The organism is Micromonospora sp. H33 (genome assembly GCF_052068455.1).
Lineage (GTDB): Bacteria > Actinomycetota > Actinomycetes > Mycobacteriales > Micromonosporaceae > Micromonospora.
In genome coordinates, this window is sequence record NZ_JBQHDE010000024.1 from 16077 (window position 1) to 30534 (window position 14458).

Here is a 14458-nt window from a genome sequence, read left to right on the forward strand (position 1 = left end):
ACCAGCCACGTCGTCACGACGCGGCACGACGAAACACCATCACGTCGCCTGGGGAGCGAGCAATGACGATGAGAAGCATGCGTGCCGGCGCCGCCGGCCTTGCCCTGGCCGTACTGGCGCTGGCCGCCGGGGCCGCGCCGGCCGTCGCCGAACCGGCCGCGGTCACCGCGACCGGCGCGGACCTGGTTTCGGTGGCGCTCGACGGTGGCTCGATGTCGCTGCGCATCCGGGACGCCGCCCAGGTGGCCCGCGACGCGCCCGGACGCGACCCGGCCGAGGTGGTGCTCGGCCCGGACGGCGGTCTGGCCGGCCGGGTACCGGCCGGGAAGGCCTTCGCCTTCCTCGGACCGGCGGGCCAGCCGGTGTGGTCACTGTCCGCCGGCGACACCGGATTCCCGGCCCTGGACACCACCGGCGTACGCCGCGGCGTCGTCACCGACGACACGGTGACCCTCACCGTGGGCGCGGTCGAGGGGCCGGGAACGTTCACCGCCTACACGCTGTCGGGCATCGGGCGGGCGACTGCGCTGTTCGGCAGCGGCGTGAATGTGCCGCGGTCGGTGCAACTGCCGGCGGCAACGCGGACCGGCGGTGTGGTGTGGGCCTTCGACGCCGCAGGCGACTACCGGCTCACTCTGGCCGCATCGGCGGGCCTGCGCTCCGGCAAGACGGTCAGCGCCGAGGCGACGTACCGCATCCGCGTACCCGCGATCGTCCCCGCCGGGCAGATACTGCCACCGGCTGCGCCGCAGCAGACGACGCAGCCCGACGGTCAGCCGACGGCGCGGACATTCGCCGCTCCCGCCGCCGAGCCGAAGCCGGCCGCCGCACCGAAACCGGCCGCCGCGCCGACGGCACCGGCCGTGAAGGCGGCGACCACCACCGCGACGGGCACCCGGCAGGTGATCGCCGACGGGCACGTCGACATGGGCCCGCAACTGTCCGGAGACAACTGGACGATCCGGATCAAGGACGACCGGACCAGCCCCGCCGTCTGGCGGGAGACCGCCAACGTGGTCCTGCAGGTCAAGGACAACGCGAAGATCACCGTTCCGGCCGGGGCCGACTTCCTCGGCAAGCAGGGCGACACCGTATGGCTGCTGCCGCAGTCCCAGCAGGCGGGCATCGTCTGGCCCGGCTGGAACACCCAGCACCAGTCCGTCGTGTCCGGCATCAAGGGCAACGTCACCTGGACGGTCAAGGGCGTCACCGGGCCCGGCCGGTACGCCCTGTTCCTGACCGGCTCGTTCGGCAAGGCCGACGTGCTCTTCGACTCCGCCAAGCCGTTCCCGCAGCAGCTGGCCGTCCCGCTGAACACCCACGCGCACGGCAACTGGGCATTCACCAAGCCCGGCCTGTACCGCCTCGCGGTGCAGATGAGCGGCACCACCACCGCAGGCAAGGCGGTCACCGACACCAAGACACTCACCATCGCCGTCGGCGACAGCACCGACCCGACCAGCGGCTTCGGACCCGGCAGTGGCTCCGGAGGCGGCGAAGACAATAACGGGGAGGACCAGGGCGGTGCTGGCCTTCTGCCGCGTACCGGCACCGGCTGGGTGCTGTCGGCCGGCGCGGCCGGCGTGGTCCTCGTCGCCGCCGGGGTCCTGCTGGTGCTGCTGGCCCGCCGTCGCCGCGCCGGCCTCGCCGACACCGCAACGGCACACACGTGAGCCCGCTGCTCGCGCCACGGCTGCGGCGGGCGATCCTGCTGCTGCTGATCGTGGGGCTGGTCGCCGGCTGCCGGTCAGAGGTGGCGTTGAGCGCCAACGACGAGCGACTCCAGGTCATCACGACCACCGGAATCCTTCGAGACCTGGTGAGCAACGTCGGCGGTGACCGGGTAGCGGTCAGCTCGTTGGTACCCGACGGCGCCGACCCCCACAGTTACGAGCCGTCGCTGCGCGACATCCGCAATGTCGTCTACGCCGACGTCGCGTTCAGCAACTACCTGCTGCTCGAGGAGCAGGCCATCATCAAGGCGCTGGACGCCAACCTGCGCGACGGCGTACCGAACATCTCGCTGGCCGAGGGAGCGGTGAAGTACGCCGCGGAGATCATCCCGCTGGTCGAGGACGTGTCGCTGGACACCATCTGGCTGGGCATGAGGGTACGCGGCACCGGTGTGGCGCAAGGGGCGAACCGCGCCTCGGACGTGTTGCTCAGCGCCACCTCGTCGCACGGTCCGGGTGGTGTGGTCGCCTACCTGACCGAGTCGTTCGGCAACCCGTCGTTCCACGTCGACTCCACCGACGGGTTCGATCCCGCCAACGGCTTCCGCGACGACACCGCCACGCTGCCGCCCGACGCGCACACGCACATGAGCTGGGCGTTCACCAAACCAGGTGTCTACCGTCTGACCATGCGGGCGCAGCTGTCCGTCGACCCGCAGTCGCCGCCGGTCCCGCTGGGCGAGCAGGCGTTCACGTTCGCCGTCGGGGTGGATCCGCACTCGGTGCCGGGCATGACGGGCGCGGCGGTCCTGAACTCCGGGCACGCCGACCTCACCGTCGACCTCGACCAGCGGCGGCTCTACCTGTTCGCCGACCCCGAGGGCAGCGGCGAGGCCAACCAACGGGTCTACGACCCGGCCCACACCGTCATCGAGGTACCCAGCAAGGCGCTGCTCGAGGTGCCCGGTGACCGAAAGTTCCGGTTCCTCGGCCGGCCCGGCACCCAGGTCTACCAGCTTCCGCAGGCGGTCCTCGGCAAGCACGTGCACGGCGAGATCGACCCACACCTGTGGCAGAACGTCCGCAACGCCATCTCCTACACCGAGCTCATCCGCGACACCCTCATCGGAGTCGACCCTCAGGGCGCGCCGACCTACCAGTCGAACGCCTCGGCCTACATCCGGGAACTGGAGAAGCTCGACACCTACGTCCGGGACACCATCGCCCGGATCCCGCCGTCGCGACGGCACCTGGTCACCACGCATGACGCGTTCGGCTACCTGGGGCAGGCGTACGGCATCCAGATCTCCGGGTTCGTCACCCCGAACCCGGCCGCCGAGCCGAGCCTGGCCGACCGTCGCCGGCTCACCGAGACGATCCGCAACCTGAAGATCCCCGCGGTGTTCCTGGAGCCCGGCCTGGCCGCCCGGTCCACCACCCTGACCGAGGTGGCCCGCGAGCAGGGACTGCGGATCTGCTCCATCTACGGCGACACCTTCGACCGAGACGTCACCACCTACGCGCAGATGATGCGGTTCAACGTCGAATCACTGCGCAACTGCCTAACCGGAGACAACTGATGGAGGAGCCAGTGACGGCAGGACGGCCGCGAGGCAGCACCCGCACGACGACCGCCATCCTGCGCTCCGCGCTGGCCACGGCGATCCTGCTGGCCACGACCCAGATCCCGGCGCGGGCCGAGCAGCCGACACCGGGCCTCGGCCAATCGATCGCCGCCGACCAGCCCCTCGCCACCGGACGAGCGGAACTCTCCGCCGGACACGTCGACATCGGCCCCCGCTACGTCGACAACCAGTGGACGCTGCTGATCCACGACGGCAGCCAGGCCCGGCCGGTGTGGCGCAACCCCGACGAGACCGTCCTGCGGGTCTCCGACGCCGCGCTGCAGACGGTCCCGGACGACCCGGCGTACGCCTTCCTCGGCGTCGACGCCGGCACAAAGGTGTACGTGGTGCCGCAGGTCCAGAACCCCGACGTCGTCTGGCTCGGCTGGAACACCCAGGACCCCCGGGTGATGCAGAGCATCAACCGCGGTGTCACCCTGACCCTGCTCGGCGTACGCGGACCGGGGACCCTCACGACGTACCTGCAGTCGGGCAACTTCGCCGCGCCCCAGCCGCTGTGGCGCTCCACCGAGCCGAAGGCGCAGCCCTTCTGGGCCGAGGTCAACACCCACACCCACGCCAACTGGGTCTTCACCGCACCCGGCGTCTACCTGATCGCGGTGCAGGTCTCCGCCGACCTGATCGGCGGCGAAACCGTTACCGCCACCCGCACGCTGCGCTTCGCCGTAGGAGACGCCACCAGCGCCGACGAGGCACACGCCGCCACCGCGGACATCCCCGTGCCGGCGGGTCAGGCATCGCCCGCCGGTGCCCGGGCCGAAGCCGGCGAGCCGGCCGGTGACTCCACGACCCTGCTGCTCGCCGCGTTGGCGGCGATAGCAGCCCTGCTCGCCACCGGCCTGGTGCTTCTGCTGCTGCGCGGACGCGGCGCGAAACGGCAGGCCGAACGGGAACGCCTGGCCTCGCTGTCCGGGGGTGACCGTTGAGAGCGCTGGAGGTTGACCAGCTCGACGTGGACCTCGGCGGCCGGCCGGTCCTGCGGGACATCCGCCTGCACCTGGACCGAGGCGAGCTGGTCGGGCTGCTCGGACCCAACGGCGCCGGGAAGACCACCCTGCTGCGCGCCATCCTGGCACTGACCCGCACCCGCGCCAGCCGGGTGCTGGTGGGGGGCAAGCCGTCGCGTCCCGGCCGGTCCGAGATCGGCTACGTGCCCCAACGCCACGAGTTCACCTGGGACTTCCCGATCTCTGTTGAGCAAGCCGTGATGAGTGGCCGGACCGGCCGTATGGGGCTGCTCCGCCGCCCCGGCGTCACCGACTGGCGGGCCGTCGGCGACGCCCTGGACCGGGTACAGCTCACCGAGCTGCGCCGCCGGCCGGTCGGCGAGCTGTCCGGTGGGCAGCGCCAACGCGTCCTGGTCGCCCGGGCCCTCGCCCTCGCGCCGCGCATCCTGTTGCTCGACGAGCCGTTCACCGGACTCGACATGCCCACCCAGGAGCTGCTGGGCCAGTTGTTCACCAGCCTGGCCGGCGAGGAGCACGCGGTGCTGATGACCACCCACGACCTCGTCGCCGCGGTGGACACCTGCACCCGCCTGGTCCTGCTCAACGGCCGGATCATCGCCGACGGACCCCCTGCGGACCTGCAGGACGCCGAACTGTGGACGAAGACCTTCGGCGTGAGCGAAACCTCCCCCCTGCTGAAACTCGTGAGGGCGACCTGATGTCGATCACCGACTTCCTCACCGACCTGTTCAACCCCGACCTCGCGTTCCTGCCCAAGGCGCTGGCGATCGCGGTCATGTCCAGCATTGTCTGCGGGGTCGTCGGCTGCTACGTCGTCCTGCGGGGGATGGCCTTCATCGGCGACGCCGTGGCCCACGCCGTCTTCCCGGGCATCGCGGTCGCCTTCGTCCTGCAGGGCAGCCTTGTCCTCGGCGGCGCCGTCGCCGGCGTCGCCACCGCACTGCTGATCGCGATCTTCGCGCAGAACCGGCGCGTCAAGGAGGACTCGATCATCGGCGTCTTCCTGGTCGGCGCCTTCGCCCTCGGCATCGTGATCATCTCCCAGGCCCCCGGATACGCCGGGTCGCTGCAACAGTTCCTGTTCGGCTCGATCACCGGCATCCCCGACCGGGACCTCTACGTCGTCGGGGGCGCCGGCCTGGTCATCCTCGGCCTAGTGCTCGCCCTGCACAAGGAATTCGTCGCGGTCTGTCTGGACCGGGAGATGTCCCGCGCGATGGGGCTGCCGGTCTTCTGGCTCGACATCGTGCTCTACGTCCTGGTCACCCTCGCCGTGGTGATCTCCCTGCAGACCATCGGCAACATCCTCGTCCTGGCCCTGCTGATCACCCCCGCCGCGGCGGCCCGCCTGCTCACCGACCGGCTCGGCGTGATGATGCTGCTCGCCCCGGTGATCGGCGGCGCGTCGGCGACCGTCGGGCTGTACCTTTCCTGGAGCTACGACACACCGGTCGGCGGCACCATCGTCCTGGTCGCCACCGCCATCTTCCTCGCCGCCTGGCTGCTCGCCCCACGACACGGCCTGTTGACCAAACGATGGCGGCGTCCGAGTGCGCAGGAACCCACTGACCTCACCCGACCCGCGCCGCTGCCCGACCTCGCTCACCCGCAGGACCCGTCACCGGTCGTGCGATAGACGAAGCCGCAGAGTTGAGAACGTTGACGAACCACTCCGGTGCTGGGCGTGAGGTGCGGCGGGCAGTTCCTGGGGACGCGGACGCCGTCGGCGTGAAGTGCTCATGCCCGGCGTGATCGGGCCACCATTCCGTGGTCCGGCCACCGTCCAGCATGTGAATGCGATTATCATTTCTGTGATCCGCTGAGGAGCGTGGTACCTCCGGTCGGCGGATCAGGGGAGACGTGGCGGCCTCGTCGTCGAGGCCGCCACGTCGGGACGGGCGTCGACCTAAATGGCACGGGCGGCTCCCACGATCGCCGTCACCACGATGGGTGGTCCCTTGCCGGTAGCACCGCGCCCGCACTGCCCAGACATGGCGGGGCGCACGCGCTCACCCAGTGCCATCGAGAAAACGCGCCGGCCTCTATCGGCTGTTGTTCAGCGCTGGCTCGTGGCGCGCGACCTGTGCCGGAATGCCGGAAGCGGCGCGGATCGGACCGTATCCGACGGTGACGAAGCTGCATCGACCGCGACTCGCGACCTTCGCATCCCCGAAGGCGCGGGCCGCGGTGAGCGGTCAGTCCGCCGTAGCCGACGACGGGACCACAGCCCGCAACATAGCGCTCCCATGCCGCGCCGGTGCTGCCGTGACCCCGCCTCCACCAAACAGCCCTTCCCCACGCTATCGAGAACGACTATCGTTTGCATTAACTGTGGTCCACAGGGGATCGCGGGGAAGGAGTTCTTCGTGCGCAAACCCATCCGCCTGCTGCTCGCCTCCGGGGCGGTGACCGCGGCGATGCTCGTGGCAGCGCCACCGGCGCAGGCCACCGTGGTGACGTTCAGCTCCGGGCACGTCGATTTGGTCGACATCGCCTACGAGGCTGGCGAGCTGGAGCTCGGCGTGCACGACGAGGACAACGACGTCGAGTACGCCACCGACCAGGTCAAGATCGTTGTCAAGCGGCAGGCCAAGGTCACCGTCCCGAACGATCCCGCGTTCGGCTTCCTCGGCACCCCCGGGGTGTCGAAGGTGTGGATCCTGCCCGAGATCCAGAACACCGACCTGATCTGGCCCGGCATCGCCGCCGAGGAGATCGAGCCGGGTACCTTCACCGCCGACGCGCTCACCCTCAGCGTGCAGTCGGTCAGCGGGCCCGGGCAGCTCGCCATCTACACCGAGAACGCCGTCGGGCAGCCCACCGTCCTCGCCGACAGCGGTGACGGCCTGCCCGACACCATGGCCCTGACCGCCGGCGACCACCTGCACGCCAACTGGGCCTTCGACCGCGCCGGCATCTACTGCCTCACCTTCCGGGCCACCGGCACCCTCGCCGCCACCGGGCAGCAGGTCACCAGCGACCCGGCTACCCTCCACGTCGTGGTCAGGGCGTGATCATCATGCGTACCCGCAGCCGTTTCCTCACCGGCCTCGCCCTGACCGCCGCGCTGCTCGCCGGCACCGCCACCCCCGCAGCTGCCGTGCCGATCGTGCTGTCCAGCGGCCACGTCGACGTCATCGACGTCGACTACGCCGGCGGCGCGCTGAGCGTCAACCTGCTCGACGACACCGTCAGCCCCTCGGCGGAGCGCAACCCCGCCGACGTCGTCCTCCGCGTCCCCAACAGCGCCAAGGTCACCGTCCCCAGCGGCAGCGCCTGGTCGTTCCTCGGCACCGGCGGCCAAGCCTGGGTGCTGCCCCAGGCCAGCACCGCCGGGCTGCTCTGGGGCGGCTGGAACACCGCCGAGGTGCCCAGCGGCGTGTTCCAGAACAACCGGGTCACCTTCAAGCTCACCAACGTCACCGGACCGGCCGGCTTCAGCGTCTACACCGTCTCCGGGGGCACCCCGACGGTGCTGTTCGACAGCGGCAACGGCCTGCCCGACAGTCTCAACGTCAACCGCAACATCCACGCCCACGTCAACTGGGGCTTCGACGCCGCCGGCACCTACGCCGTCACCTTCGAAGTCACCGCAGTGCTCGCCTCCAACGGCAGCACCATCAGCTCCGGCGCCAAGACCTGGACCTTCGAAGTCCTCCCCTGACCACCGCCACCCCGCAGTAGCCGCACACCGACGTCCGCCGAGGTAGGGGGTACCTGCAAGCGGCGGACCCGGCCGGCGCGAGCCCACCGCCTACCCGGGCCTCGCGCCGGCCGGCCGCCTACCTGCGCCGGCACGCACGAACGGCAAGAAGTCGCCGGCCTAGGGCGGCAGCGGACGACCTCGCTGCAGATGCGTGCGCGACGGTCTCGACGTGTCCGCCCGCTGGCCAGTCTGGCTGGCGGACCTCGCCGCGCAGCACAGTCGCATCGACAAGTGCGGCGAGGACGATCAACGCTGAGCCGCCCGGCCCTTCCTCCGGTGATGCCGCGCCGGTCGGCCTCTTCTGCACTGCATCTCACTCGTACGGCTGCCGGGGCGGTGGCACAGGTTGCCAACCGTCAAGTGGAGGTAGGGAATGGGCCCGTCGTTGGCCGGGTCGGTGCCGATGCGAGTGCTGCGTCGGCCAGTGACTTCTATCCAGGTGTCTGGGACGAGCCCGGCCGGTGCCTTTTCGGTCAGGCCGACCTTGATCGGTCTGCCGTCCGCAGCGCAGCAGGACACGACGATCCGCGCCAGCAGGGGCCGGCCGTCCGGACTGGTGGAGACGAAACCGGTCAGCCGGACCCTGCGGCCGGCCAGAGAGGCGCCGGCGTCCGTCGAGGCCCGGTAGGCGAACTCGTACAGGGTGAGCGTGACGGGATCCCCGGCAGGCAGCGCCGGGTGCGACACCTCCGGCGACGAGTGCAGCACGGTGCCGGTCCGTTGCGCCCGGTAGGCGCCCAGCGCCGGCGGCGCCAGCAACGTCAGCGCGAGCACGGGCAGGACGAGCAGCCGGGCAATCGCCGGATCGTGCCCGCCGCCGTGCTGATGGCCCACCGAGCCCGGACCGTCGCCGGCGCTGGCCGGTGTGTCCGCCAGGTCCAGGTCGTGCCGCAACGCGACCAACGCGGCGATCACCACTGTGCCGCCAGCCACCACCAGCAACGGGCGCAGTGTCTCCCCGACGTAGCGCAGGTGCAGGTCAGTCAGAGCCGTCCGCAGCGCGGTGGCGCCAAGCACCAGGAGTAGGAGCGACTGGGCCAGTCGGTGCACGTGTCCTCCGAGCTCAGGGCAACAGGACCGCGCCCGCGGCGGACGCGACACCGATGGCCACGGCCAGTGTGGCGGGTACGAAACGGCGGGTGAATCGACCACCGAACACGCCGGCCTGCATGGCGATCAGCTTGAGGTCGACGGCAGGGGCCGACGACCAGGAACACTAACCGCGCCGTAAGGGAGAACTGCGACATCGACGCCGCGACGAACGCGTCCGCCTCCGAACAGAGCGACAGGACCACGGCCAACGTGGCGAGGATCAGCACCTCAAGGCCCCAGTCGCCGACAACGACACCAAGGGCTCGTTCCGGTAGCAACACGTTGACACTCGCGGCGGCAGCCGCGCCGAGGACCAGGAACCCGCCGGCGTGCAAAATGTCGTGGCGCAGCGACAGCCAGAACGCTCGCCCCCGGCGGGTCTCTTCAGGCCGGTTCGGCAGCCTGATCCAGTCCGTGCGTCCCCAACGCAACCACAGCCAGCCCATGGTCACGGCCACCGTCATGCTCGCGAGGCCACGCGCCAGCACCATCTCAGGGTTTGCCGGGAACGCGACCGCGGGTAGCCGTGAGCACGACCGGGTTGACCGCCGGCGCGGCCAAGAGGAACGTCACCGCAACCGCCGGCGTCACGCCTCGGCGCACGAGCGCAGCACCCATCGGTACGGCGCCGCACTCGCAACCCGGAAGCAGCACACCGGCGGCGCCAGCAACCGGCACCGCGAGAACGGAACGCTTCGGCAGCGCCCGCGCCCAGAACGACGGCGGGACCCACGTAGCGATGGCCGCGGACAACACCACACCCGCCACTAAAAAGGGCACCGCCTGCACCATCACCGAAACGAAAACACTGGTCCACGTCGCCAGCAGCCGAGCGCCGAGGCCGACAGCGAACGGCGACTGCCCGACCACCAAAAGTACTAGCAGCGCCGTCACGACCACGACAACGGTGGTACCCGCCCCCGCTGGGTGCCCCTCGGCGTCGCCGGCCGCGGCGGCCGGCACGAACGACCCGTGATGCCACCCCGACCGCGCCGCGTGCCCGTCCGGCTGGTCATCGGGGACGTCCGTCTCGCCGCTGACCTGTCCGGCTGCACTCACGTGTGGCTCAACCCAGTGACGGACCTCAGCGTTGCGGGCGGCACCGCGCCAAGTTCAAGCGATAGATGGACGGCGCACCACCGGCTATCCCCGCCGGGCGGTGGAGACACGAGCAGTGCCATTGACGCAACGGACGGTGCGTGGTGTGCTCGTGGCGCGACGCTAACGACAACAGTGATCGTTATCGTGTATGAGGAGGAGCATGTCTCTCACGGTGCCACCGAGCCTGTTGCAAGCCGCCGAGTCAGGTCCCGTCGACGACGAGGCGTTCGTGGCCTGTGTCCGCGACTCACTGCCGTACGCCTGGCAGGTCGTCAGCCGGGTGGCGGCCGACCTGGAGTCGTCCGACGCCGACTTCGCCGACAACGTCGTCCCACCGCCGAGCGAGACCGAGCGGGGCCAGCTCCTGCGCGCCCTGGCCAGCGACGCCATCCGGTCGAGCCTCGAGCGCCACTTCGGCGTCAAACTCGCCTTCCAGAACTGTCACCGCGTCGCGGCGTTCCGGCTCTCCGCCGTCGACTCCGACACCTACCGCCGCTTCGTCTCCGTTCGTGGCCAACTGCTCAACCAGTCTCCCGAGCTGCGTGACTGCTGACCCGATCACCGCCCGGCGAGCAGGCCGGGACGTGGACGTCCACCTGTTCCTGCTCGCCGGGCACCGCCCGGGCGCAACCCACGCCACGGCTCTCGCCGACGCCCACGAGTACGGCCGCGCCGCGGAGGCCGCCGGGTACGCCGGGGTCTGGATCGCCGAGCACCACTTCATCTCCTACGGCGTGTGTCCCTCGGCGATCACCTTCGCCGCGCACCTGCTCGGCGCCACCCGCACCATCGCGGTCGGCACCGCCGCCTGCATCCTGTCCAACCGCCACCCGGTCGCCCTCGGCGAGGAGGCGGTACTGCTCGACGAGTTGTCCGGCGGCCGGTTCCGCCTCGGCGTCGGCCGGGGTGGCCCATGGGTCGACCTGGAAGTGTTCGGTACCGGCCTGGACCGCTTCCAGACCGGCTTCCACGACGCGCTGGAGCTTCTGAGCCGATGGCTGTCCGGCGCACCGGCGGTGGCCGGTAACGACCGATTCCCCTTCCGGCCGGTGTCCGTGGTGCCACGGCCCACGCGGCGAATACCGGTGTGGGTCGCGGCGACCTCACCGCCGACGGTGGACCTCGCGGCGCGCCACGGCATGCCGCTGCTGCTCGGCCTGCACGCCGACCTCGACGAGAAGGCCAGCCTCCTCGACCGCTACGCCCGGACCGCCGCCGCGCACGGCCACGACGTAAACCGCATCGGCCACGCCAGCGCCCACCTGGCCCACGTCGAGGACGACGACGAGCAGGCCGCCGACGCCGTCCGCGTCGGACTCCCGGCGCTGCTGGCCGGCACCCGCGAGTACCTCCGCCTCGACGGCAGGCCAGCGGGCCCTCGCGATCTGGCCGCCTACGTGGAGCGGCTCGTCGCCATCCACCCCGCCGGCTCGCCCCGCCGCTGCAAGGAGGCTCTGGACCAGGCCGCAACCCTGCCCGGCGTGCGGCACCTGCTGCTGATGGTCGAAGGTGCCGGCGGACGCGACCGTACCCTCGAAACGATCCACCGCATCGGCCGGGACGTGCTCGGCCTTTCAACCGAGGAGTCTCGGAGTGTGCCGACGGCGCCGACAGCGCAGGCGGTGGTTTCAACCGCCAGGTGTCGCGAAGGTGTGTGACGGCGCAGCCGGAGCCGGCGCCTCACAGAAGGGATGCGGGTGTGAGCATCCGTGCGGCAGGGACGGGTACCCGGCACCCCTACGCCCCCAGAGGCGAATCCCGTCCCTGCCGCTGCCCGAGTACGTCGTGACGCAAGCTCGCCTGAGCGCACAGGGCAGCTGTACGACGGTCAGAGCGCTCGGTATCCCTGTCGATGGGTCGCTTGGAAGCCCGCCGTATCCGGGCACTGTTCGTAGCCCGGGAGGGTCTCCATCTGCCTCGGCATCCCCGCGCGGTCGGGGTATTCGCACATAAGGCGGGCTCCGGCGACTCGGCTCGCAGGTTGCTGACCTGGCGTCGGATCTCGTCGCCGGGCAGGCCGGCGTCGAGGACGAGACGTGCGGTGGCCTCGGCTGCTTGACGTTGTGTTTCAGGCAGGACGCTGGTGTAGGTGTCGGCGGTCAGGTGGATGGTGGCGTGCCCGAGTTGGTCCTGGACGGTCTTGAGGTCGGCGCCGGCGGCGTGGGCGAGGGTCGCGGCTCCGTGTCGCAGGTCGTGCAGGCGGATCGGGGGTAGTCCGGCCCGGTTGACCAGCAGCCGCAGACGTTGGGTGAGGTAGCCGGGATGGATGGGCAGTCCGTCGGGACCGGTGAACACATAGCCGCTGTCGTGGCTGACCTTCCCGGCATCGGCCCGCGCTTGGCGTCGCTGTCGCTGGCGCTCGCGGTGCTGGCGCAGCACCCGCACGGTGTGCTGGTCCAGCGCCACGCTCCGGCGGCTGGCCGCGGACTTGGGCGGTCCTTCGTGCACGTCGTAGCCGGCGGTCGTGCGTTGCCGTACGACGGACAACTGGCCGGCGTGCAGGTCGACGTCGGTCCAGCGCAGGCCGGCGGCCTCACCGCGGCGTAGTCCGCGTAGGGCGATCAGCCACCACAGAGCGAACAGGGTGTCGTCGCGGACGTAGTCCAGGAAGGCGGCAAGCTGCGCCGGTGTCCACACGGCGATGGTGGGTCGTTCGCCGCTGGCTTGCCATTCGGCGACGCGGGCTTCGGTCCACACCTGGGCCTGCGGGCGGGGACGGGCGGGTAGCTCACGCGCCGGGCCGGGTTGTCCTTGAGTAGCCCTTCACGCATGGCGCCGGTGAGCGCCGCCCGCAGGGTGGTGTGCACGTGCTGCAGCGTGCAGGCGGACTGAAGTTGTCCGGCCCGGTTGCGGGTGGCCGCGATTGCCGTGAACGCGGCGTTGAGCTGCCGTGTAGTCAGATCCCCGAGGATCAGCTGGCCGATGTGCGGGATGAGGAACTGCTCGACATCGCGGGTGGCATCCTCGTTGTCGGCCGGATCCGGGTCCTGGTCGACAACCAGTACCGCAACCACCGGGTGACCGTCCACGACCGGCCGGCCTGCTCCTCGCGGGACAACGCCAGCAACTCGTCACGTGCCCGCCGGGCCGCCGCCTGCGACGGGTAACCGCCCCGGCGTACCCGTCCGCTTGGCCGAGCAGGTTCCTCGTCGAGCAGTGGAAGTACCAGCTGCCGTGCTCGCGTTCCGACAATTGCGGACAGGAACTGCCCCGACGGCGGCCCGTTGCCGTGTCGAGGCACCCACACCGCTTGCCGATGACGCCTTGACTGTTCATGGTCTCTCCCTTGACGTGGTGTGGGCCCATCGTCGGGAAGCACCAGACGATAAAGGGCCACTTCCATCCGAATTGCTCGGCATTCACCGAGTGCGGATGGAATGGGGTAAATCGGGATCAGAGGCCAGTCAGGGTCCGGGACCATCGGCCCACCAGTGCTATCTGGATGAGTGGGCCCTCGCGGCATTGGACTACGGATCAGAAGGTTTGGGGGTTCGAGTCCCTTCGGGCGCGCAAGATCACAAGAGCCTGGCCTGCGGAAACGCGGGTCAGGCTTCTTGATTGTCCGTCCCTTGTGGACGTGTGACTGCTCGGTGGCTGCTCGTCCGACGAACATCCCCTGCGTCCCGGGGTGTCCGGTGGGGTACGGGTGGGTCCGGTCTGGTCCTAGTGGCGACGGCGAAGCGGATCACCGATTTCATCGATTGACATCGATCACAGCGGGCGCCTTCGCGGCGGGAGAGCGCTTCTGGCGGCCGCTGTCCATGGCCACCTGACAACCACCGGTAGCGCACGCCGGCCAGAACCACGCAGCGGCGCTGTGCCCGGCCCCCACGCCGGGCGAGGATCGCAACGACGGCGGCATGGACACCGCCCGCCTCACCGCCAGCGCTGCGTCCGGCCCCCGCGCCGGGCGAGGATCGCAACGAGGACGCCGTCAACCCGTCCGGTGACGGGGCGACCAGCTGCGCCTGGCCTCTGTGCCGGGCGAGGATCGCAACTCCTGCCACGCTGTCCACGCCGTCGCCAGCGTCATGCCCGCTGCGCCCGGGTGCCGCAGCGTCCGTCCATGGTTATTGTCTACTGTGGCCGAAGCCGTGATCTTTGCTGCGGCGGTAGTTCCAGGGGGGACGGCCGCCCGCATGACCTGGGGCTGGCTGGGGGCGGGAGAGTGAATCCCTTTCGATGCCTGCCCTAGTACTCCAGCCGGGGATTGTGATCACGGTTCGATGAGGGCTTGTCGGGCGTAGTGGCTGGTCATGGCTCGGGCTTGGT

Annotated in this window: 12 protein-coding genes and 1 pseudogene; 10 read left to right on the top strand and 3 right to left on the bottom strand. The window is 70.4% G+C overall.

Annotated elements, in window-relative coordinates:
- Nucleotides 1-62 precede the first annotated feature (62 nt).
- From ACTMS0_RS28575 to ACTMS0_RS28605, 7 genes are all read left to right on the top strand, one after another.
- Nucleotides 63-1673, top strand: coding sequence for a TIGR03773 family transporter-associated surface protein (locus ACTMS0_RS28575; RefSeq protein ID WP_441158378.1), 1611 nt, complete (start codon nucleotides 63-65; stop codon nucleotides 1671-1673).
- Nucleotides 1670-3253 (top strand): anchored repeat ABC transporter, substrate-binding protein, encoded by a 1584-nt coding sequence (locus ACTMS0_RS28580; RefSeq protein ID WP_441158379.1) that lies wholly within the window; start codon nucleotides 1670-1672, stop codon nucleotides 3251-3253. The genes ACTMS0_RS28575 and ACTMS0_RS28580 overlap by 4 nt, the downstream gene beginning before the upstream one ends.
- Entirely contained in the window at nucleotides 3253-4245 is a 993-nt protein-coding gene (locus ACTMS0_RS28585) for a choice-of-anchor M domain-containing protein (RefSeq protein ID WP_441158380.1), read from the top strand. The genes ACTMS0_RS28580 and ACTMS0_RS28585 overlap by 1 nt, the downstream gene beginning before the upstream one ends.
- On the top strand, nucleotides 4242-4985 hold the full coding sequence (locus ACTMS0_RS28590; protein WP_441158381.1) for an anchored repeat-type ABC transporter ATP-binding subunit: 744 nt from the start codon (nucleotides 4242-4244) through the stop codon (nucleotides 4983-4985). Before ACTMS0_RS28585 ends, ACTMS0_RS28590 begins: the two co-directional genes overlap by 4 nt.
- Nucleotides 4985-5923, top strand: coding sequence for an anchored repeat-type ABC transporter permease subunit (locus ACTMS0_RS28595; protein ID WP_441158382.1), 939 nt, complete (start codon nucleotides 4985-4987; stop codon nucleotides 5921-5923). The genes ACTMS0_RS28590 and ACTMS0_RS28595 overlap by 1 nt, the downstream gene beginning before the upstream one ends.
- A gap of 730 nt (nucleotides 5924-6653) precedes the next feature.
- Nucleotides 6654-7301 carry a choice-of-anchor M domain-containing protein gene (locus tag ACTMS0_RS28600; protein ID WP_441158383.1) on the top strand — a complete coding sequence of 216 codons (648 nt, stop codon included), beginning with the start codon at nucleotides 6654-6656 and terminating at the stop codon, nucleotides 7299-7301.
- On the top strand, nucleotides 7298-7951 hold the full coding sequence (locus ACTMS0_RS28605) for a choice-of-anchor M domain-containing protein (protein WP_441158384.1): 654 nt from the start codon (nucleotides 7298-7300) through the stop codon (nucleotides 7949-7951). The genes ACTMS0_RS28600 and ACTMS0_RS28605 overlap by 4 nt, the downstream gene beginning before the upstream one ends.
- A 288-nt stretch (nucleotides 7952-8239) precedes the next feature.
- Here ACTMS0_RS28605 and ACTMS0_RS28610 read toward each other — a convergent pair whose 3' ends face one another.
- Together ACTMS0_RS28610 and ACTMS0_RS28615 are read right to left on the bottom strand one after the other, a co-directional pair.
- On the bottom strand, nucleotides 8240-9043 hold the full coding sequence (locus ACTMS0_RS28610) for a TIGR03943 family putative permease subunit (protein ID WP_441158386.1): 804 nt from the start codon (nucleotides 9041-9043) through the stop codon (nucleotides 8240-8242).
- Nucleotides 9044-9056: 13 nt separating this feature from the next.
- A pseudogene (locus ACTMS0_RS28615) lies at nucleotides 9057-9985 on the bottom strand (permease).
- 361 nt (nucleotides 9986-10346) lie between these two features.
- Between ACTMS0_RS28615 and ACTMS0_RS28620 the strand changes: the two are divergent.
- Both ACTMS0_RS28620 and ACTMS0_RS28625 read left to right on the top strand, forming a co-directional pair.
- Entirely contained in the window at nucleotides 10347-10739 is a 393-nt protein-coding gene (locus tag ACTMS0_RS28620; protein WP_168003903.1) for an SCO5389 family protein, read from the top strand.
- Nucleotides 10729-11844: an LLM class flavin-dependent oxidoreductase gene (locus ACTMS0_RS28625; RefSeq protein WP_441158387.1), complete on the top strand. Its 1116-nt coding sequence runs from the start codon at nucleotides 10729-10731 to the stop codon at nucleotides 11842-11844. Before ACTMS0_RS28620 ends, ACTMS0_RS28625 begins: the two co-directional genes overlap by 11 nt.
- Nucleotides 11845-11923: 79 nt before the next feature.
- Here ACTMS0_RS28625 and ACTMS0_RS28630 read toward each other — a convergent pair whose 3' ends face one another.
- The gene (locus ACTMS0_RS28630; protein ID WP_441158389.1) at nucleotides 11924-12823 is read right to left on the bottom strand and encodes a site-specific integrase; all 900 of its coding nucleotides are present in this window, start codon (nucleotides 12821-12823) and stop codon (nucleotides 11924-11926) included.
- A gap of 287 nt (nucleotides 12824-13110) precedes the next feature.
- On the opposite strand from ACTMS0_RS28630, the gene ACTMS0_RS28635 reads away from it, so the two are divergent.
- Complete coding sequence (locus tag ACTMS0_RS28635) at nucleotides 13111-13293, top strand: hypothetical protein (protein WP_441158391.1); 183 nt, start codon at nucleotides 13111-13113, stop codon at nucleotides 13291-13293.
- Nucleotides 13294-14458 lie beyond the last annotated feature (1165 nt).